Raw genomic sequence first — 20258 nt, forward strand, 5'->3', positions numbered from 1 at the left:
AGTAAACAGAACTCTCAAAACTCTCTCGTTTCACCTAATCATGGGATAACACATCTGATGGCAAAAAATCAGCCTTTGTGTCATCAAAAAATCATAAATTTGCTCAAATTGCCATCATTAATTTAATGACGACGAGCATCAAACATTATAGTTTGAGGAAAAGCCGTGGGATTTCCATTATTTTCGAGTCGATAACGTAACTCTTGTAATTTAGCTTCTTGTTGAGGTAGATTATCGATTAATTCATAGGGTAAAATATTCTTTTCCAAGGCAAAACTGGCTAAAGTTCCCGCCGCTGCCCCCACTGACCACTCAAACCCATGTACCCGATAGGCCGCTGCCGCAATGTGACTGCTGGCAATACTTTTTCCTGAAACAATCAAATTATCAACTTTTTGGGGAATCATTGCTCTGAGGGGAATTTGTGCCGGATAAGCGGAACCTTGACCCACACGAACATCTTCCCGTTCTCGGTTTCCTGGCTTTTCTGGAGGAGACAAAGCCATACAAGGGTGGAAATCAATCATATACTGAGTTACTCCCACCGAGTCAGGATAAACCGTTGCATGGGTGCGTCTGGTCATTAAATAGGAGGGGCGATCATTGGGTGTCATCGTCGTAGCTTCTAAATTGGCAATGGTTGACCAAACCTGTTGATACATGGGCCGGGGTAGGGTCGTCCGATAAAAATCATTCCAATAATCTTTGGTAGAAATATCAATTTCATTGAGAGAAAACCCTTCAGGATGATCATAAGATGGTCTACCGATAATGCGTCTTCCCTCCCGAATATAGGGATATTTAGATAACCCGTGCTGGGTTCCCATGGGAGAATTTACCCCAGTTAACAGACGATGATTGGGTTCAGGCCGTTTAATGCCATAGCCTAACCGAGAATCTGTATTGCCTGCCACTAACCAATAATAAAATCCTAGGGAAATTTCCTCTCCTTTTCTCAGGGTTTCCGTGCGTAACCCGCCTTTCCATCCCCCAGGTTGCAGTTGTCCTGTTTTTTCTAATTGATCATGGGTGTAAATCAGATTATCTTGGGATGTTCCTGGCCGATAATCATTGCCCCATAACCAGTTTTGCATAGAAATGTCCCCTGGTGTGGGTTCATGAACCTTCATCTGTCCCACTCGGATCAATTGGCCTTTTTGGGGACTCCAAATCCGTCGATAGGTAAAGACTAAATCAAAATAGGCAAATCGGCGATCGCTATCATAACCGTAGTAAGGTTGGTATTGTTCATAAAATGAGGGTTTATACTGGGGTTGGGGTGTCGCTGTCCTTTCCATCGCAAAGGGATAGGTAAACCCTTGGACGCAATAGGGATCGCCTTTTTCTGTGGGGGAGGAGGGGTTAAGATAGCTTCGGGGATCAAGGCCGATACGGTAGGGAACATCAGCTAAAGCCACGATTTCACCCGTTTCTGTGGCTTCAATCACAAACCAATCTGTAGGATGACCTTTTTTTGATTTGGCCTGAAAGCGGATAATTTTTTTGTTAAACTTATCAGAGTTTTGGTAACTATAAGCATCTTCAATAGTTTGGGATAAGGGGTCTTGATTGGGAGATATCCCTGCTTTGGGATTATGTTGAATAGCGATCGCCCCATTAATCAGTTTTTTGTTATCACTAATTTCTAATTGTTTAATCACCGTTGAGGGAAACCATTTGAGAGTGCCTCGCCCCAATTGTTCAGCCTCTTTTAACTGTTGATATAATAGTTGATGACCGTGATAGGGAAGGAAACAGCTTTCACTGACCCAACAATCTCCCGGATTTTGCTTACCGTAAAGCCTTGTAATATTATCCCTTAGTACCCGATACCCTTTGGGAAAATATTGAAGCGATCGCTGACTTTTGCCTTCATCTAGAGCAGAAGTTCCTTGAGAGGAAATCTGTCCCCCAATCCAGTCAGTTATCTCCGTGAGGCACACGGTACGCCCTGTTAATAACCCTTCATAGGCAGCAGCGGCTCCTGAAAGTCCACCTCCTACTATTAAAATATCACAGTTAACGGTTTCTTCGGGGTTACGAGGTGGGGCCGCTAACACGGGTAAGGTTGATTCTAAACAGATAACCCCCAGAGATAAGGCGGCTAAAATACGTCGTAACCCTTGCATCTTGGTGGTTGTTTTCTGGGAGAATATCTTTCCTTGACCTTGTTGCGTTTGTTCCAGTTTCCCCATGGTTTTCCTAATTTTATGCCTATAGTATGGTAGCTAGTTAAGAATTATCAAGATAAATAATTAACCAGTAATTTTTGTTGCTTTCTGTCTCTCAAGTCTAGGAAAGCTAACCGGAAATGTCCCTGTTTTTTAAGTTTTTTTCTAGGTTTGCGCCCAATTATTAAGAAGTTAACCAATATTGTTAAATTGTTGTATGGTCTTAGATCTTCTTCGTAGTTTTATGTTTTCTTAATTGAATAATTATGGTTAATTTAATAGAATTCCTTTTATCAATTTTGTTGGAGACTAAGATAATAATTACGATTCATTGGGAAACAGAAAGACTATTATTATCATTAACACATTTTTGTAAAACCCCAAAATAACCATTCGTGTGTTGCTCATTTTTTGTCTCTAATAAGGATGAATTCATATGGTTTTTATCCGACTTTAATCACTGATCATAACTCGGATTTTTGTTAATAAAATGGGTGTGTTTGCTGTTTTTGGGGGATAAAGACCATCTTTTTTTCAGTGGGGTTACTTATTTGCTATTAAGATTCCAAAATAAAAAGGTTTTCACTAATCCTCAATCTTACAGCGATCGCCAACAATATTGCCATATACAAAAAAACCTGCATCAGCAGGTCTAATTAAAACACATTGATTGAAGCAATACTTTACCTTTACCAACAGGAAAAACCTTAATTCTTCCTTTCTTAACCCCCTGCAACCGCAGGAACAATACTCACCTCGTCCCCATCTTTGAGAGAGGTTTCCGTATTATCCAAAAAGCGAATATCTTCACTATTCACATAGAAATTCAAAAAACGGCGGGGAGTTCCATCATCATCGCACAAACGCGCCTTAATACCAGGAAAAGTTTGTTCTAAGGTTTCAATTAAGGAAATCACATTTTCCGCACTACATTCTAAGGTAGCTTGGTTATTCGTGTATTTTTGTAGGGGTGTGGGAATTAATACTTTTATAGCCATAGTCCTTGAAAAATGAACAAATTACAATCAATTATGGGTAATGATTACCCATAAAACAGCCGTCAGGGATACAAGATGAGGAAAACCTGACGACTGTAGCGGGGAGTGAACTACCACACACTGACCTACGGTACAGTGTGGGCTTCCCAATTCATCGGGAATTGCCGCCAGAACCAAAATTCTCTTGGTCTTATATTCCCTCCAAGGGCAGGAGTCCTGGTTCCCAAGACCCAAACTTTTTCTTGCGACCTGTACCTACTAGCTTGGTTTTCGCTTATGGCATTGAGGCTAAACTAGAACTTGTTGCCATTCTAGACGGTCTAAGGTGCGAGAACGTTCCAACGCACGCTCAAAACTATCTAGTTTGGGTTCAATAAATAAGGGTTGACCGATGTATTCTTGTACCGCTTCCTGGGTTTTTAAGCCATTTCCAGTGATATAGACAACGGTGGTTTCTTCGGGATCAATTTTACCTGCTTCCACCAGTTTCTTCAACACAGCGACGGTAGTACCACCAGCAGTTTCGGTAAAGATACCTTCTGTCTCTGCTAATAATTTAATGCCTTCTATAATCTCAGCATCGTTAACGCTTTCAATATTACCGTTAGTCTTGCGGGCAATATCTAAGGCATAATAACCATCAGCAGGATTACCAATAGCAATTGATTTAGCAATGGTATCAGGTTTAACGGGGGTTACAAAGTCCCGTCCTTCTCTGAAAGCTGTGGCAATGGGAGAACATCCTTCAGCTTGTGCGCCACTGAAACGTACAGGCTTGTCTTCCACTAACCCAACTTTAACAAATTCTTGGAAACCTTTGTAAATCTTGGTATAAAGAGAACCAGAGGCTAAAGGTGCTACCACATGGTCAGGAAGTTTCCAGCCTAACTGTTCTGCTACCTCAAAACCTAATGTCTTGGAACCTTCAGAATAATAGGGACGTAGATTAATGTTAACAAAGCCCCATCCGTAAGTATTGCCTACTTCACAACAGAGACGGTTTACTTGGTCGTAGTTGCCTTTAACCGCCATTACGGTAGGATTGTAGATGAGGGTTCCTAATACTTTTCCGGCTTCTAAATCAGCAGGAATGAACACACAACAGTCTAAACCTGCGTAAGCGGCAATAGCGGCGGTAGAATTGGCTAAATTTCCGGTACTAGCACAAGAAACGGTGGTAAAGCCTAATTCTTTAGCGCGAGTCAAAGCAACGGAGACGACTCTATCCTTAAAGCTAAGGGTAGGCATATTAACCGCATCGTTTTTGATGTAGAGATTCTTTAGACCCAGGCGACGGGCGAGACGGTTAGATTTAACGAGAGGGGTCATCCCTGTGCCAACATCAATGGGATTTTCGCTTTCTACGGGCAAAAATGCTTTATAACGCCAGATTGAGTTGGGGCCCGCTTGAATAGTTTCACGGGTAACTTGGCGACGAATGGCATCATAATCATAAGCCACTTCTAGGGGTGAAAAGGTTTCTTCACAGACATGAAGGGCTTTGAGGGGATATTTAACCCCACCTTCTTTAGATACGAGGTGGGTAAAAGTGGGGCTAAAACCTGTTTGGGTTTGGGTTTGGGTTGCCTGGGTCATGGTTGGGTACTTGGGTAACACTTTGTCAATCTTCTTGTACAGTAACACGGGTGAAAACCCCCGTCAAACATACCCGACTATTTTAGTCGGGATTAGTATTTTTACTGATAAATGTGGATTCCGTACTGAACTGATAAGATTGTGAGTTAAGTCAAAATATAATTAATTATAAAATATGCTACCTAAAGATTTATGTGGACCCAACCAAATGTTGATAGATGAAAATTATAGAGATTTCTTGAAAAATGCACATGAAAAATACCCATTGTTGGATAAGGATTTTATAAGTCAAGTATGTTTTGAGCATCCTGATAGATTTAATCAATATTTTCCATATTTTGATATAAATGTTAATAAAATTCTCAGAAGGGAAGTTGTCGGTAAATATTTAGTAGATGAATTAAGATATGATAATGGGGAGGTTATCAATATGTGGAAAGACCAATTTGATGATTTTTTAAATAAGAATGATTATGATTATGTAATCTTCAAAGAAATGATAAACAATAAAAAATGGCCTTTCCCGCCAATTGTAATTCAATATGAAAATGCCTTAAAACTTGGTTGTGGATTTTATGCCAATCAGAAATTATGTCTTTTTGAGGGGACTCACAGGATATCTTATTTCTTGAGGATGATTGAGTTGAACATGATTGATGAAAAGGATGCAGTTGAGATACTTGAAATACTCTGAAAACGATGTATATTCAAGGGGATGTCAATGATGAAATTGCCTTGTTAATTTATTCTGATGGAAACTGGAGGTTTTTCTAATGGTTGATCTAACTCAAATGACTGTAACAGAATTAAAACAATATTTATCTAAAAATCGCAGTGCGATCGCGGATCTTGTAGGGTGCGTTAACAAAGTGTAACGCACCTAATTTATTGAGTTATAATTTTTGTTAAAATAAGGAGTCTGATAAATGGCCAACCTCAGCACAATCTATTCAAGCTGTTATTCTTTGTCAGTGGTTATCTAATAGTTATCAACCCATCAATATTTTTCGTTATGACTCCAAATTAAAAACGATTTATATTCAAGGGGGTGTCAATGATGAAATTGCCTTAGTAATTTATTCTGATGGAAACTGGAGGTTTTTCTAATGGTTGATCTAACTCAAATGACTGTAACAGAATTAAAACAATATTTATCTAAAAATCGCAGTGATGATGATAAATTTAGTGAAGCACTAGCAGAATTATTAAAGCGAGATCCAAATCCTGTAATATATTCCAAAGATATACCCTTGGAGGAACAAGAACGAATTTTCATGGAAAAAATAGCAAAACATTAGCGATCGCGGATCTTGTAGATCTTGTAGGGTGCGTTAATGAAATGTAACGCACCTAATTTATTGAGTTATTTTGTTAAAATAATGAATAGGATACTGTTCTAATGTTTTAAGTGGGGTAGCCGTGACTGATTTACTTGAGCGTGCAATTGCTAGGTTGCAAACTTTGCCTGAAAGCGAACAAGACGCGATCGCGGCCATGATTTTAGAAGAAATTGAGGATGATCGGCGTTGGGATGAATCGTTTTCTCGTTCACCAGATATTCTGGCAAAACTTGCGGCCTCAGCGATGGCTGAGTACCATGCAGGTAAAACTCAAGAACTTGATCCAGAGACAATGTGAAATCACGCACTAACGCCGAGTTCCGTAAATTGTTCGCTGATTTACCCGAACAGGTTCAAGAACAAACCCGCGCAGCGTATCGACAGTTCAAGAAAGATTCAAGCTATCCAAGTCTACGTTTCAAGAAGGTACATCCACAACTGCCAATTTATTCGGCTCGTATAAACATAAACTATCGAGCGGTAGGTCAATTGGATGGAGATACTGTGATCTGGTTTTGGGTTGGTTCACACGCAGAGTATGACAGATTGCTAGAAAAATTGTAGTGTGGTCTGCTACGCAGTGCCTGTTTTATCTTAAATATTCTGTAATTCCATCAGCGATCGCCTCTGCTAACTTCTTACGATAACTAGGATTTTTTAAATTACGATTATCTGTTCTTCCTGTCACAAACCCGACCTCCACTAAAGCAGCAGGCATAGAAGTTTTTCTTAAGACATAAAACCGTGCTTGTTTCACCCCACGATTTTCTTCTACTTGTACCTGTTGTAAAATATTGCGATGAATACTTAAAGCCAACCGATAACCCGAAGAATAATAATAAGTTTCTAACCCATTAACCTGAGAATTATTGCCCCCTACTGCATTCGCATGGATACTCACAAATACATTAGCATTGCTATTTTCTGCCCGTTTTACCCGTCCCAATAAAGACACAAAATAATCGCCAGAACGAGTCATAATCACCTGTATTCCTCGTTGTTTCAGAATTTTCGTCACTTCTGCGGCAATAGATAAAACGACGTTCTTTTCCTGTAACCCACCAATACCAATGGCCCCAGGATCTCGACCCCCATGGCCAGGATCAATCACCACCTTATAACCACCCCTAGGTGAATAGACAGGGTTAGAATTGGGGGAAGGTAAGGGAACCATAATGGCAACAGGTTCATCTTCTACAGGTAAAGAATAGACAGAATGGGGTTGAAACTCAGCTAACTGTACATACCAACGGTTAGGCCCTAAACTACGGACTTTAACTTCCCAAGGACGCATAGAATATTGTCGCCCCAATTCTACAACAATACGGGTGGTATAGGGGGTTACTTGTCCGACTCGTACCTGAGTGACATAACCAGTAATATCCCCCTGATGAACACTCCCTTGACCCAAACTAACCCCAGGTAAGTCAATAATGAGACGGGTAGGGTTAGGGATCATTGATGCTTGGGGACGGACACCATTTTCGGTGACAATTTCCAGCCGATTTTGTTGCACATCAAAATCCCAATATTCTAGAGTATTGGCATCAACAGCGATACAAACTGCTTGAGAAGCGACCAGTCCCCAAAATAGCCCTTGGAGTTGCTTCATTATCTAATCCTCACACCAAATTTATTAGGTTTCCTCTAGCTGATATTTTAGTTATTTTTATCTTTGTAAGGATTCATTCATGAGTAATTTTCCCTTACTTCCCAAATAAAGGCGTTTGGATGAGTTTAGCTGCATAATCCATTCTAGGTCAATTAGTCGAGTCTTTAGGTTAGAAATACTAACCCCTAATTCATCTGCCATTGCATAGAGATGTTTCCAGTTCGTTAAATCTCGTCCTTTCTGCACTCGCTTTAATTTAGATATTGGCATTAACAAACAACTGGCAAAATACTGGGCTTGCCATTCATTTTTTTGGCTAGATTGACGACTACGACATAAAAAAGGTTTGAGTGTCAAATCAATCCCTTGCTCTCGATAATCAATAAATTTATGAACGGCATCATGGTTAATATGGAGTATCCAATGGCCAATTTCATGAGCAATCGTAGATTGTTTAAACCCTTCATTTGATTCATCAATACTACTATTAATAATAATTTCTCTTTCTGTCGGGATAATCATGGCGGCAATTTCTCCCTCTTTATCTCCAGAAATCTGTTCCCAAACAATGCCTAAATCTAAATAATCCGCGATAACTTCTGCTAAATTGAACGCAGGTAAACGACGACGACGCTTCGACTCAACCTCTATAAGTAATGTATCAGCTAAGTCTTCAATTTCTTCTTTGTTATACCAACGAAAAGGCTTGATAATTTCCAATTTTATTAGTCCTCATTCTCGATTTTTTCTGCTTCAGATAAAACTTTTTTAGCAAATTGAGGATTACTTTGCATTCGACGTAAAAAAGCTGGCATTTCTTGATATTGCTGCACTAATTCACGAAAAACCTGTTCATCTTCTGGTTTAATTCTTCCTGCTAATGTGGTTAATTCTTGAACGTCTAAATTAAGATTTTTTCCTAATGCTTCGATCACTTCTTCGCTAGGAGGATATCCAGCATGATCATTTTCTAATTTAGAAAGATAGGTATAATTAACACCAACAATCTTGGCTAGTTCCCTCTGACTATATTCCTGTTCCTTTCGCGCTTGGCGAATGATTTGACCAAAGGTTTTTTTCACGGTCGTTTACCTCTCTTAATTAGGTATTTTATCACGGTTGACTTTTTTAGTCAACATCGATTATGCTTAGTGAATATCAGGGTTGATTATTTTAGTCAACCTATAATTAACTCATCTCAAGGGGGAATATTAAGCTTGATCAGAATGCAGCCAAAGAATTCATCATCTATGTCCATTGTAACCCAAAAACCCTATCAGCCTTGGCTTCGGTTTGCGAGTTATGCTCTTTGGTCAGACTATTATCCTCAAGTGGGAATGGAACATTTTCATTGTGAAATGCAGCGAGGATACAAAAGATTTCGCAAACAAGAAGAACCAGAGGTTAAATTTTTATGCGAACAGGATACCATTCCTCAAAAAGTTGGACATTTAGCCCAAAGAGTTGTTTGGGAATTTCATCAGCAACCAGAGTTATTAACGAAAGAAAATGGAGTCTTTGAAGTTGCCGATGCTATAGGGTTACATCAAGAACCTGATGAAGTAAAAGAAAGAGTTTTTCCCATTATTCAGAATTATCAAACTAATCCTATTTTACAGGGAAAAGAGGTTTTACAGTTAAAACGAGGAGATGAAGATGTAAAAGATACTCCCTCAGAAATTATCGGACAAAAAAATAATCCGCTTAAACTGTATTATGTCTTTGATTGTGTTGTACAAGAACCTGATGGCAGCCTTCATATTGTAGATTTTAAAACAGGGAAAACCTCTCCTGATCAACGACAAGCTTACGTTTATTTACTGGTAGCTAAATCTCTCTATCCTAATCATTCCTGTTTCGTTTCATTTTATAACTTAGAAACTCAAAAATGGCATCAAAGAATTACCTTAAGTTCTCAAGGATTAGAGTCAATTTTTATGGATTTAGATAAAATCTCAAAATATTGGCAAGAAGAAAGAAACAAATATCGTAAAAATCCTCAAAACTTTTCTCAATTATTTCCCCCTAATCCTGGCATTGCTTGCCGCAACTGCATTTTTAACACAATTTGTCACTATACTTCTCAGGAAACAAAATAATGACTCAAACCCCTAAAGTACCTAATTCCGTTGGTGAGATTTTTCCCATTGAATTTCTCAATAAAAATTGTCAATGTTTTCGGGTCAGTCCTAATATTGGCAAAGAAATTGGCAATCGTTTGAGTTGGCAATTAAGTACCAAATATCCAGATATTATTGTAATTTGGGATCGAGAAGATAAGTATTTTTGTATGTTAGGAAAACCAGAAATTACTATTTTCAATAAACGGGAATGGCAAGATAGATTAAATGAAATTCAAGAACAGCTAAAGGACGATATTGGAGAGAGAAACTATATTCTTGAAGAAATCCGAAATATCCCTGAAATGACAGCTAATGTAAAAGCAGAATTAGCCATAAGAGTGCTAAAAATAAATAATAATTTTTCTGCTCAAACTATCTATACTCAAAATCAAGTTAGTGTGAAAACAGAACTCGATTATTGGGCAGAAACCTTTGAATATAATCAAAAAACATGGCCGGCGATCGCCTTTAATACAAAAACAGAAATGATCTATGATTATGACTTACAATATTTCTTTGAACATCATCCTGAACGTAATCAACCCGAACAAATTCTAGTAGGTTTACAAGTTAAAGACATTGAAAAAAATAGTATAGCAACTATAGTAGATATAGCGGGAATAATTGGCAATAGAAGGAATGAATTATTAGAAAAAGCGTCCCGTTTTACTAGCAGAGAAAAGTTGTTAAATGCTGATGATAATGAACCTATTGTTAGTGTAAAATTTGGTAAAAATTCTCAATTATATGACTATCCTTTAGCTGCTTTAATTCCTCGTATTACAGCAAAAACTGCGAATTTATTTGGCGTGAAATATGGTGATTTATCAAAAGAGACAAAACTAACATACTGTAAGAAACAAGAGTATACTAGATTATATCGAGAAGCAATGACAAAGTGTTTGGCAACTTTTAAAATTAATTCAAAAACCAGTATCAATACCAGAGATCAGAAATCTCTATTTATTCAACCTACAATCAAACTTGAAGACGTTAAATTATTATTTGGCAAGGGAGTAATAAAAAATAAAAATAGAAGTTTGTCAGGATTACAAGCAGGAGGTGTTTATCGAAGACACAAAGATTTTCTAGATTCTAATAGAAAAATTCGTTTAGCAATTCTTAAACCAACAACAATTAAAGTCGGAAATTTTAGAAAGGCTTTACAAGAACAACTTAAAAGCTATAAATTTGAGTCCTTATTACCTCCAGAAAGTAGTAAGAATTATGATATTGATGCGTTAACAGGGGTAGAAGCAAGAGCAAAATTAGAAGAAATTGTGGATGATTTAATTCAAGTACCTACTGATATTGTTTTGGTCTTTTTGCCCACAGATGATCGTGATAAAGATGAAACAGAAGAAGGGAGTCTTTATTCTTGGATTAAATCTCGTTTACTCCGTCGAAATATAGCCAGTCAGGTGATTTATGAAGACACCCTAAAAAAAGCACTTAATGATGAATATGAGCAGAAAAATATTTTAAATCAAGTTGTGATTGGGATTTTAGCTAAACTGGGAAATTTACCCTTTATCTTAGCAGAACCCTTAGAAATTGCTGATGCTTTTGTGGGATTAGATATTTCCCGTATGAGTAATCAAAAAACAGCAGGAAGTCGGAATATTTGTGCGAGTGTAAGATTTTATGGAAAACAAGGGGAATTTATTCAATATCGCTTAGAAGATTCTTTCATTGAAGGGGAAGAAATTCCCCAACGTACCATAGAAAATTTCTTTCCCCAGTCACAATTTAAAACTAAAACCGTTTTAATCTATCGAGATGGACGGTTTCAAGGCGAAGAGGTTAACCATTTGTTAGGTAGAGCAAAAGCTATTAATGCTAAATTTATTCTGGTTGAATGTGTTAAATCTCAAATTCCCAGATTGTATAACTTGAGTGAAGATTTGACTCAAATCAATGCACCCACCAGAGGGTTAGGATTAAAGCTTTCCGAGAGAGAAGTGATATTAGTAACCACTCAAGTCAAAGAAACAGTCGGCATACCTCGTCCTCTCCGTTTACGGATTCATGAAGCAGGAGAACAAGCATCCCTCGAAAGTTGAATTGATGCTACCTTAAAGCTAACTTTATTACATCATGGGTCATTAAAAGACCCCCGTTTACCTATTCCTGTTTATGGTTCTGATATTATTGCTTATCGTCGCTTACAAGGTATTTATCCGACAACCCCAGAAGGCGATCGCCAATTTTGGTTATAAACTTTTACTAATGATTTTTTAGTCACATATTTATAAGTTTTAACAACCAAATAATCTGTAACATATTTGTATTTTAAATATGACTTTTATCGCCAAAAACTGTAACTTTAAAGACAAAATACCCTTGTAAATGTTCATCATGAACATAATAATTAAAAATCTTTCTTAATAAGTAATGAAGGCAAGGGGTTGACAAACCATACTACTTTTTTGTATGCTAATAGAGATAGTAACGGTAGGATGGAAATAGGTCTGCCCTTAATTTGCCCTTAATTCATCCCTCAGACTGCTATAAAATAATTGAGGATTTAATGAAAAAAACGGTAGAAGGGTTAAACTTCTACCGTGCTTTGAGGGTTAATTCTGTTTAGTCAGTAGCCTTGGCTAAAACTGGCTGTGTATCGCCTGGCATCACTTTAACCTGGCCTTGTTCGTCGATATCCACGACAGCCGTGTCTCCTTCCCCGACTCGTCCTGACAAAATCTCTTCAGCTAGGACATCTTCGAGAAGACGCATAATGGCACGACGTAAAGGTCTGGCCCCATAAGCGGGGTTATAACCTTCCTCAACTAAGCGTTCTTTGAACTTGTCGGTAACTCGGAGGGTAATTTCCTTCTCCGTTAACCGTGCAAAGACTTCTTTGAGGAGAATTTCGGAAATTTCCTTGACCTCGTCCTTGTTCAACTGACGGAAGACGATAATCTCATCAAGTCGGTTGAGAAACTCAGGACGGAAGTAATTCTTCAATTCCTCATTGACTAAGGAACGAATGCGGTTATACTGGGCTTCATTTTGGTTTTGTTCAAACTCAAAGCCGAGGCCACCGCCACCCTTTTCAATGACTTTAGAACCGATATTAGAGGTCATGATTAACAGGGTATTCTTAAAGTCCACTGTCCGACCCTTAGCATCAGTCAAGCGACCATCTTCTAAGATTTGCAGGAGCATATTGAAGACATCAGGGTGGGCCTTTTCAATTTCATCAAAGAGAACCACCGTGTAAGGACGACGACGAACTGCTTCTGTCAGTTGTCCTCCTTCATTGTATCCTACATAGCCAGGAGGCGACCCAATTAACTTGGATACGGTATGGCGTTCCATGTATTCGGACATATCGAGGCGAATCATCGCGTCTTCTGATCCGAAGAAATAGGCGGCCAAAGCCTTGGTTAATTCAGTTTTACCAACCCCTGTCGGCCCAGAGAAGATAAAGCTGGCAATAGGACGGTTGGGGTTTTTCAGACCAACTCTGGCCCGACGAATGGCCCGGGAAACCGCTTTCACCGCATCTTCTTGACCAATGAGACGCTGATGTAAGGTATCTTCCATGTGCAGGAGCTTTTCAGACTCAGTTTCCGTCAACTTATTAACGGGAACCCCTGTCCAAGAGGCTACAATATGGGCGATTTCTTCTGAATCAACAAAAGGTTCGTCACCTTCCCCTTCCCCTTTCTTAGCTGAGGAGATAGCGCGAATTTGGGACTTGAGATCCATTTCCTGATCTCGTAATTCTCCGGCGCGATCAAAGTCCTGAGAACGCACTGCATCATCTTTTTGCTTGAGGATGATACGCAGTTCTTTATCCAGTTCCTTGGCCGCGGGAGGCAGTTGGGAATTAATCAGACGTACTCTCGAACCCGCTTCATCAATAAGATCGATGGCCTTATCAGGAAGAAAACGGTCAGAAATATAGCGATCTGACAGTTTAGCGGCAGCTTCCAGGGCTTCATCTAAGATTTTTAACTTATGATGTTGCTCATAGCGTTCCCGCAGTCCGTAGAGAATTTCAATGGTTTCTTCTACGGTAGGTTCACCCACCATGACGGGTTGAAAACGACGCTCTAGGGCGGCATCTCGTTCAATGTGCTTGCGGTATTCATCTAGGGTGGTAGCCCCGATACACTGCAATTCACCCCGTGCTAAGGCGGGTTTGAGGATGTTGGCGGCATCAATCGCCCCTTCGGCAGCCCCGGCCCCAATCAGGGTATGGACTTCATCAATAACGAGAATAACATTTCCCGCTTGACGAATTTCGTCCATAATTTTTTTCAGTCGTTCTTCAAATTCACCCCGATATTTGGTTCCGGCCACTAATAAACCAATATCGAGGGTAACGACCCGTTTATCTTCGAGAATATCAGGGATATCTTTATTAGCGATGCGTTGGGCTAACCCTTCTGCGATCGCTGTTTTACCGACCCCTGGTTCTCCGATCAGAACGGGATTATTTTTGGTACGACGGCCGAGAATTTGGATGACCCGCTCGATTTCTTTTTGTCGTCCGACCACAGGATCAAGTTGTCCTTCGGCGGCTAATTGAGTCAAATTAGAGCCAAATTCATCGAGAGTGGGTGTTTTTGTCCGTCCTGATGGGCCACCACCGGCCGCCACTTCAGCAGTTTCGCCGAGTTGACGAATCACCTGGGTACGAACTTTGGAGAGGTCTACCCCTAGGTTTTCTAATACCCTAGCAGCGACTCCTTCCCCTTCTCGAATTAGTCCTAATAAAAGGTGTTCGGTACCGATGTAGTTATGACCGAGTTGTCTGGCTTCTTCTAGGGAGAGTTCCAGCACTCGTTTTGCTCTTGGGGTAAAGGGAATTTCAACGGCGACGAACCCTGATCCCCGACCAATGATTTTTTCCACTTCAATGCGAGCATCTTTAAGATTAACCCCCATTGATTTGAGGACTTTGGCCGCGACTCCGGTTCCCTCGCCAATTAGCCCTAGAAGAATTTGTTCCGTCCCGACAAAGTTATGGCCGAGGCGGCGAGCTTCCTCTTGAGCTAACATTATTACCTTGATAGCTTTCTCTGTAAAGCGTTCAAACATATCTTTATTTATCCATCACCTGCTGCTTGCCCGTGTAAGCTGATTTTAACACAGCTTTTTTTTACTGTTATTTAAGTTTGATTTTTGTAGCGTTCACTACTGTTGTGCTTGGTTTGATCATTGTTTGTGGTTTTACGCCTTTGGGGAAAGGTTGAATATTGATCTGAACGATGATCTTCTCTCATTTTAACCCTTGATTGCTTGGGTTTCAGAGACGATTGCTCTAATTTTTTCACTCCAATCATTAAGATTATCTAAATTTAATCGATAACTGAGGGGATGGGCAATGAGACGGGCGGTACTCTGAAATAGGGTGTCAATTTCGACTAGACCGTTTTCTTTGAGGGTGCGTCCGGTGGAAACGAGATCGACGATCGCTTCTGACATTCCGGTAATGGGGCCTAATTCTACTGAACCATACAGGGGTATGATTTCTACGGGGATATCTAAGCGGCGAAAATAATCTTTAGCGCAGTTGACAAATTTTGAGGCTACTTTTCCATTGGGGGGCAGTTCTCCTGGCCGTTGATAGGGACTTGATGCAGGGACGGCCACTGACATTCGACAACTGCCAAATTTTAGATCGGATAAATGGGCTACTGTGGGAGTTTTTTCTAATAATAAGTCATAGCCAACGATGCCTAATTGTGCCTGGCCATATTCGACGTAAACAGGTACATCTGTTGCTCTGACTAATAAGGCTTTGGCGGTATTGGTGGGATCGGTAATTTGTAATTGACGGTTTTTTGAGTCTAAAAATCCACTAAAATCTAAGCCGATTTTTTGAAAGAGTTCAATGGAATCTGATAAAAGTGCGCCTTTGGGTAATGCAATGGTAATCATGTTTAGCTGATTTTCAGGAAATACTTTTTATTTTATCTGATTATCGATATCTACACGGTTAAATGACTTGATGATGTTATCCTCAAGAAGACTCACCGGAAAGATGATCGCCTAATTTAGAATTATCCTTAATCTTCACTAGGGAACCATTTTTGAGTCAATAATTGCTCTAATGTATAAGGGCATTTTTCAGGAAAATCTACAAAAAAGCCTGTTTTTTCTTGAACATAACCCAAAGCATCTTCATAGATATTATCTAGTTCTTCTGCTAGATGATTTTGTAAATTAGTTGTCAAATATTTTCTTAACTGAGTCCGAAAACTTTGTATTTCTGCTCGCCAATGATTCTGATTTCTTTGCTTTTCCAGTTCCCAATATTGTAATAATAATAAATGTCTAATAATCTGTTCTAGAAAGCTACTTACTCTGCTTTTATCCCTTTTACCCAAGCTTTCTAACTCCTCAATGAGGTTTTCTATATCTAAGTCATTTAAACGGTGTTCTTTAAGAATTTTAATGGTTTCTTCTAGCCAAAGATATTCATCAATTTCATAAAGATTTTTTAGATAATTTTGTGTTAGCATTTTGGCCGCTGAATTAATTTTAGATATTACTGAACTTTTGCTCCTTGAGTATCAATGGTAAGCGATCGCACTTCACAATTAATTTCTCGTTGCGTCCAAGCTGTTTTCATGGCACTTTCAACAGCTTGAAGATTCTGGGGACTTGTTAAGGCTAAAAGGGTTGGCCCTGCTCCACTAATGACCATACCATAGGCTCCTGCTTTCAGTGCCGATTCTTGCACAAATTCATAGCCTTCAATTAGTCCTTTACGATAGGGTTGATGGACTTTATCGGCCATGGCTTTATTTAACCAAATTCCGTTGCCTGTTTCCAAGGCTCTAATTAGCAGTCCGATGTGAGCAATGTTAAATATAGCATCAGCACGGGGTAAGGTTTTGGGTAAAACGGCCCTTGCTTCTTCGGTGGATAATTCAAAGTTAGGGATAGCAACCACGGGGATAATATCGCTATGCCAAGGAATTTGACAAATTTCCCAGTTTCCCATCTCTCCGACGGATAATTGACAGTTTCCCAGTAAAGCGGGTACGACATTATCGGGGTGGCCTTCCATGGCGATCGCAAGTTCCATGATTTCTGACAAGGAGAGGGGGTTTCCCGCTAATTCATTGGCCCCCATTAGCCCGCCGACAATAGCCGTAGCAGAGCTTCCTAACCCTCTGGCTAGGGGAACACCTAAACGGATGTTAATGGCGATTCTAGGGGCTTTTTTGTCTAAATGGTGGTACAAATGAGCAAAGGCTTGATAGATTAGGTTACTTTTATCCGTACTGACGCGGTGTGCTTCGCTTCCGGTGACGGTAATTTGTAGCTCTGGGCTGTTTTCTTGTGCTAGGGTAAACTGGAATTGATTGTAAAGGGTTAGGGCTGCCCCAAGACAGTCAAAACCTGGGCCGATGTTTGCGGTGGTTGCGGGAACGGAAATGGTAACAGTAGTCATGGACAGCCATTATTTTAAGATTTCTTTCGTTATTCTATGTTTTTTTGCTACAAATTGGGTTGTGCGTTGTGATTTTACTATAATCAGACACGATGGGGCCGTTTAAAACGGTTCGCTAAATACATAACTATTTTAATAAGCATCATGTTTGAATTTATTCCTGTAACTTCTCAGATATTAAGTGCAAGCTAGAGGGCGCAAGCATTGCGCCCCTACAAGCGGAAAAAGAGGGACGTAGGGGCGTATGCCATACGCCCCTACGTCCCTCTTTTTGGGATAGTTTATTATAATTTTGAACCCCCCCAACCCCCCTTAGTAAAGGGGGAGAATTTAGAATACTCCTTAGAAGAAGGTGAGAATAATGAAATAGGAGATTATGAAAACTTCTTAGAAATAGTCAACTATCAATTAATCGAAATTTTAGCTAGTCTAGACAACAATAAACTTTAAAATGAATTAATTGATTAAAACAACAATCAACTTAAATTAATCTAAATAATTAAACTTTACTTAGGGCTCATTGCTTCATTCATACCAATGTGAGTTAAAATAAAGTAGATAAATCCATATCTTGCCAGGGATAAATAACATGAAAACGAATCCATCCCTTACCCAACCCAAACCCCCATTAACCACCCAAGAAGTGGGAACCGTAAATATTCGAGGTGTCGATCACTATTATGAGTGGATACGACAACCAGGAACCCTGCAAAAACCTGTCATGGTGTTTGTTCATGGTTGGGGAGGTTCCGCTAGATATTGGCGCAGTACCGCCACATTTTTAAGTGATAATTATGATTGTTTATTGTATGATTTACGAGGTTTTGGACGCTCTAAATTACCAGAAAATCCATTAAATTTAAGCTATGAATTAGAAGAATATGCCGAAGATTTAAAAGAGTTATTAGAAACATTAAAAATCAATAAAATGTATCTCCATAGTCATTCAATGGGGGCATCTGTCGGAGCTTTGTTTGCTACCATGTACCCCGAAAAAGTAGCAAGATTAATTCTCACTTGCAACGGAATTTTTGAATATGATGAAAGGGCTTTTTCTGCCTTTCACAAGTTTGGTGGTTATGTAGTTAAATTTCGTTATAATTGGTTTCTAAAATTCCCCTTTGCTGATCGCTTATTTATGGCGAGATTTCTCCATCGTCCCATTGAAAAACAAGAAAGGATTGCTTTTTTAGAGGATTTTATTTTAGCTGATTATGAAGCAGCATTAGGAACTATTTATACATCCGTTAGTCTAAAAGCTGTGGAAGTTATGCCTCAAATATTCGCCGAAATCTCTGTTCCAACCTTGTTAATAGCAGGGGAAAAAGATATCATTATTCCGGCAGCAATGGGACGTATGGCAGCCAGTTTAAATGATAAAATTGAATATGTAGAGATTGAAAAAACGGCTCATTTCCCCATGTTAGAAGCCCCAGAAACTTACTTGACAAAAGTTCGAGAATTTGTTAAGCAATAAACAAGTAATTTAGGAAAATTAAAACCAATAAAAAGAGGAGAAGACAGACGAATTAGTAACCATAAATCAAGAGGTGAATCATTATGTTAGCCACCATTAAACCTTTACCTGCTCTCGCCATTAATTCTGACAATTTTCAAGCCTATGGTCAGTTAATTACCCCGTCGCAACATGGTAAACTATATGATGAAACTGATGCCCAATTAAACCTAAAAAATGGCATCCCTCGCTTCTATATTATGCACTTAGAAAAACGAGGTAGACAGTTTGATCGTATTACTCGTCATTGTCAATGTACCCAATGTTTAGGAGCATTAGAAGGGAAAGAATGGTTTATGGCTGTTGCACCTCCTAGTGAGCAAAATTATCCTGATTTGACACAATTAAAAGCCTTTAAAATTCCAGGAAATTGCTTTATTAAATTAAATGTGGGGACTTGGCACGCAGGGCCATATTTTGATCACGATGAAGTTGATTTTTATAACTTAGAATTAAGTGATACTAATGTTGTTGATCATTTTACCTACAACTTCTTAAAAGAAGAGCATTTAACCTTTGAAATTGTTACCTAATCTTGATTTTATGACTAGCTCTTTTTCCACAACAAAACTTAATGAAGCTTTAGAAAGAAAGCGCATAAAATTAGAAGAACAACGTCAATCTTTATTTAAAAAAACTCATGAGGAGTTATTGACAAATCTAGAAAAAGACATTGAAAATTTTCTGCAAAACCTTTCTAATCTAGAGTAAGATAAACTCCTTTCTATCGTCTTCTTTCTTGTAACTTACGATAGACATCTTTTAGGGGAACGTGATGATAGGATAAAGCCACTAAAGTATGATAGAATAAATCAGCAACTTCTGAGGCGATCGCGTCTTTGTCATCATCCTTACAAGCCATGACGACCTCAGCAGATTCTTCCCCAATTTTTTTGAGGATTTTGTTATCTCCCCCTGCTAATAAAGTGCGGGTGTACGATCCCTCAACCGGATGATCTCGACGCTCACAAATCACCTCATAAACCCCTGACAAAGCATCAGCAGGGGGCGCAACTTTTTGGGAATCTTCTAATTGATGAAAACAGCTTCTTTCCCCCGTATGACAAGCAATATCCCCCAATTGTTCGATAGTAATTAATAGGGCATCACTATCACAATCATAACGAATTGCCTTGACCTTTTGAATATGGCCAGAGGTGGCCCCTTTATGCCATAATTCCTGACGAGAACGACTCCAATACCAAGTTTCTCCCGTTGCTAAGGTTTTTTTGAGGGATTCTCGATTCATCCAGGCCATCATCAAGACAGTGCCATCCAAATAATCTTGGGCGATCGCTGGCACTAATCCCTGTTCATTATAGCGGATTTTATCGAGGGGAATCGCATCAGTAAAATTAAAATCAGGGGAGAGAGAAGACATGGATTAACTCCAGAAAATCGCTTTTTATCTTTTAATATGATACTTTTTGAACCCTCATTCTCGGTCACTTCTTAAGTTTTTCTTTAAGGAATATTTCAAATTAC

At 39.2% G+C, this 20258-nt stretch carries 20 protein-coding genes and 1 pseudogene; 10 read left to right on the plus strand and 11 right to left on the minus strand.

Annotated elements, in window-relative coordinates; translation table 11 throughout:
- Positions 1-122: 122 nt before the first annotated feature.
- The 3 genes from VB715_RS04645 to thrC all read right to left on the minus strand — a co-directional run bounded on the left by VB715_RS04645 (position 123) and on the right by thrC (position 4765).
- Positions 123-2195, minus strand: coding sequence for an FAD-dependent oxidoreductase (locus VB715_RS04645; RefSeq protein WP_323300022.1), 2073 nt, complete (start codon positions 2193-2195; stop codon positions 123-125).
- A gap of 698 nt (positions 2196-2893) precedes the next feature.
- Positions 2894-3169 carry a MoaD/ThiS family protein gene (locus VB715_RS04650; protein ID WP_323300023.1) on the minus strand — a complete coding sequence of 92 codons (276 nt, stop codon included), beginning with the start codon at positions 3167-3169 and terminating at the stop codon, positions 2894-2896.
- A gap of 288 nt (positions 3170-3457) precedes the next feature.
- Positions 3458-4765, minus strand: a complete 1308-nt coding sequence (thrC, locus tag VB715_RS04655; RefSeq protein WP_323300024.1) for a threonine synthase — start codon at positions 4763-4765, stop codon at positions 3458-3460.
- 175 nt (positions 4766-4940) lie between these two features.
- Here thrC and VB715_RS04660 point away from each other — a divergent pair, with 175 nt between their 5' ends.
- The 5 genes and pseudogenes from VB715_RS04660 (at position 4941) to VB715_RS04675 (ending at position 6669) form a co-directional block, all read left to right on the plus strand.
- The gene (locus VB715_RS04660) at positions 4941-5459 is read left to right on the plus strand and encodes a hypothetical protein (protein ID WP_323300025.1); all 519 of its coding nucleotides are present in this window, start codon (positions 4941-4943) and stop codon (positions 5457-5459) included.
- A gap of 245 nt (positions 5460-5704) precedes the next feature.
- Positions 5705-5872 (plus strand): annotated as a pseudogene (locus tag VB715_RS21945) (DUF6888 family protein); the annotation flags it as partial.
- Entirely contained in the window at positions 5872-6063 is a 192-nt protein-coding gene (locus tag VB715_RS04665) for a DUF6887 family protein (RefSeq protein ID WP_323300026.1), read from the plus strand. The pseudogene VB715_RS21945 and the gene VB715_RS04665, both read left to right, overlap by 1 nt.
- Before the next feature lie 121 nt (positions 6064-6184).
- Positions 6185-6403 carry a hypothetical protein gene (locus VB715_RS04670; RefSeq protein ID WP_323300027.1) on the plus strand — a complete coding sequence of 73 codons (219 nt, stop codon included), beginning with the start codon at positions 6185-6187 and terminating at the stop codon, positions 6401-6403.
- Positions 6400-6669 carry a hypothetical protein gene (locus VB715_RS04675; protein ID WP_323300028.1) on the plus strand — a complete coding sequence of 90 codons (270 nt, stop codon included), beginning with the start codon at positions 6400-6402 and terminating at the stop codon, positions 6667-6669. The genes VB715_RS04670 and VB715_RS04675 overlap by 4 nt, the downstream gene beginning before the upstream one ends.
- 25 nt (positions 6670-6694) lie before the next feature.
- Here the strand turns inward: VB715_RS04675 and VB715_RS04680 are convergent, their stop codons facing one another.
- The 3 genes from VB715_RS04680 to VB715_RS04690 are packed head-to-tail and all read right to left on the minus strand — an operon-like array spanning position 6695 to position 8799.
- Positions 6695-7717, minus strand: a complete 1023-nt coding sequence (locus VB715_RS04680; RefSeq protein ID WP_323300029.1) for an N-acetylmuramoyl-L-alanine amidase — start codon at positions 7715-7717, stop codon at positions 6695-6697.
- A gap of 57 nt (positions 7718-7774) precedes the next feature.
- Entirely contained in the window at positions 7775-8437 is a 663-nt protein-coding gene (locus VB715_RS04685; RefSeq protein ID WP_323300030.1) for an ImmA/IrrE family metallo-endopeptidase, read from the minus strand.
- 5 nt (positions 8438-8442) lie between these two features.
- Positions 8443-8799, minus strand: a complete 357-nt coding sequence (locus tag VB715_RS04690; RefSeq protein WP_323300031.1) for a helix-turn-helix transcriptional regulator — start codon at positions 8797-8799, stop codon at positions 8443-8445.
- A 168-nt stretch (positions 8800-8967) separates the two neighbouring features.
- Here VB715_RS04690 and VB715_RS04695 point away from each other — a divergent pair, with 168 nt between their 5' ends.
- Together VB715_RS04695 and VB715_RS04700 are read left to right on the plus strand one after the other, a co-directional pair.
- Positions 8968-9816 carry a PD-(D/E)XK nuclease family protein gene (locus tag VB715_RS04695; protein WP_323300032.1) on the plus strand — a complete coding sequence of 283 codons (849 nt, stop codon included), beginning with the start codon at positions 8968-8970 and terminating at the stop codon, positions 9814-9816.
- Positions 9816-11903, plus strand: a complete 2088-nt coding sequence (locus VB715_RS04700) for a Piwi domain-containing protein (protein WP_323300033.1) — start codon at positions 9816-9818, stop codon at positions 11901-11903. The genes VB715_RS04695 and VB715_RS04700 overlap by 1 nt, the downstream gene beginning before the upstream one ends.
- 523 nt (positions 11904-12426) lie before the next feature.
- On the opposite strand, the gene VB715_RS04705 is transcribed toward VB715_RS04700, so the two are convergent.
- The 4 genes from VB715_RS04705 to thrB form a co-directional block, all read right to left on the minus strand.
- Positions 12427-14892, minus strand: a complete 2466-nt coding sequence (locus tag VB715_RS04705) for an ATP-dependent Clp protease ATP-binding subunit (protein WP_323300034.1) — start codon at positions 14890-14892, stop codon at positions 12427-12429.
- A 186-nt stretch (positions 14893-15078) separates the two neighbouring features.
- Entirely contained in the window at positions 15079-15735 is a 657-nt protein-coding gene (gene hisG, locus VB715_RS04710) for an ATP phosphoribosyltransferase (protein ID WP_323300035.1), read from the minus strand.
- A gap of 128 nt (positions 15736-15863) precedes the next feature.
- Complete coding sequence (locus VB715_RS04715; RefSeq protein ID WP_323300036.1) at positions 15864-16319, minus strand: DUF29 domain-containing protein; 456 nt, start codon at positions 16317-16319, stop codon at positions 15864-15866.
- Between the two features lie 26 nt (positions 16320-16345).
- A complete protein-coding gene (gene thrB, locus VB715_RS04720) occupies positions 16346-17257 on the minus strand; it encodes a homoserine kinase (protein ID WP_323300037.1) in 912 nt (303 codons plus the stop codon).
- A gap of 589 nt (positions 17258-17846) precedes the next feature.
- Between thrB and VB715_RS04725 the strand changes: the two genes are divergently transcribed.
- The 3 genes from VB715_RS04725 to VB715_RS04735 all read left to right on the plus strand — a co-directional run bounded on the left by VB715_RS04725 (position 17847) and on the right by VB715_RS04735 (position 19484).
- Complete coding sequence (locus VB715_RS04725) at positions 17847-18734, plus strand: alpha/beta hydrolase (RefSeq protein ID WP_323300038.1); 888 nt, start codon at positions 17847-17849, stop codon at positions 18732-18734.
- Between the two features lie 83 nt (positions 18735-18817).
- Positions 18818-19306 (plus strand): ureidoglycolate lyase, encoded by a 489-nt coding sequence (locus tag VB715_RS04730; protein WP_323300039.1) that lies wholly within the window; start codon positions 18818-18820, stop codon positions 19304-19306.
- The gene (locus VB715_RS04735) at positions 19290-19484 is read left to right on the plus strand and encodes a hypothetical protein (protein ID WP_323300040.1); all 195 of its coding nucleotides are present in this window, start codon (positions 19290-19292) and stop codon (positions 19482-19484) included. The genes VB715_RS04730 and VB715_RS04735 overlap by 17 nt, the downstream gene beginning before the upstream one ends.
- 13 nt (positions 19485-19497) lie before the next feature.
- Here VB715_RS04735 and hisIE read toward each other — a convergent pair whose 3' ends face one another.
- On the minus strand, positions 19498-20154 hold the full coding sequence (gene hisIE, locus VB715_RS04740) for a bifunctional phosphoribosyl-AMP cyclohydrolase/phosphoribosyl-ATP diphosphatase HisIE (protein ID WP_323300041.1): 657 nt from the start codon (positions 20152-20154) through the stop codon (positions 19498-19500).
- Positions 20155-20258 lie beyond the last annotated feature (104 nt).

The organism is Crocosphaera sp. UHCC 0190 (assembly GCF_034932065.1).
Lineage (GTDB): Bacteria > Cyanobacteriota > Cyanobacteriia > Cyanobacteriales > Microcystaceae > UHCC-0190.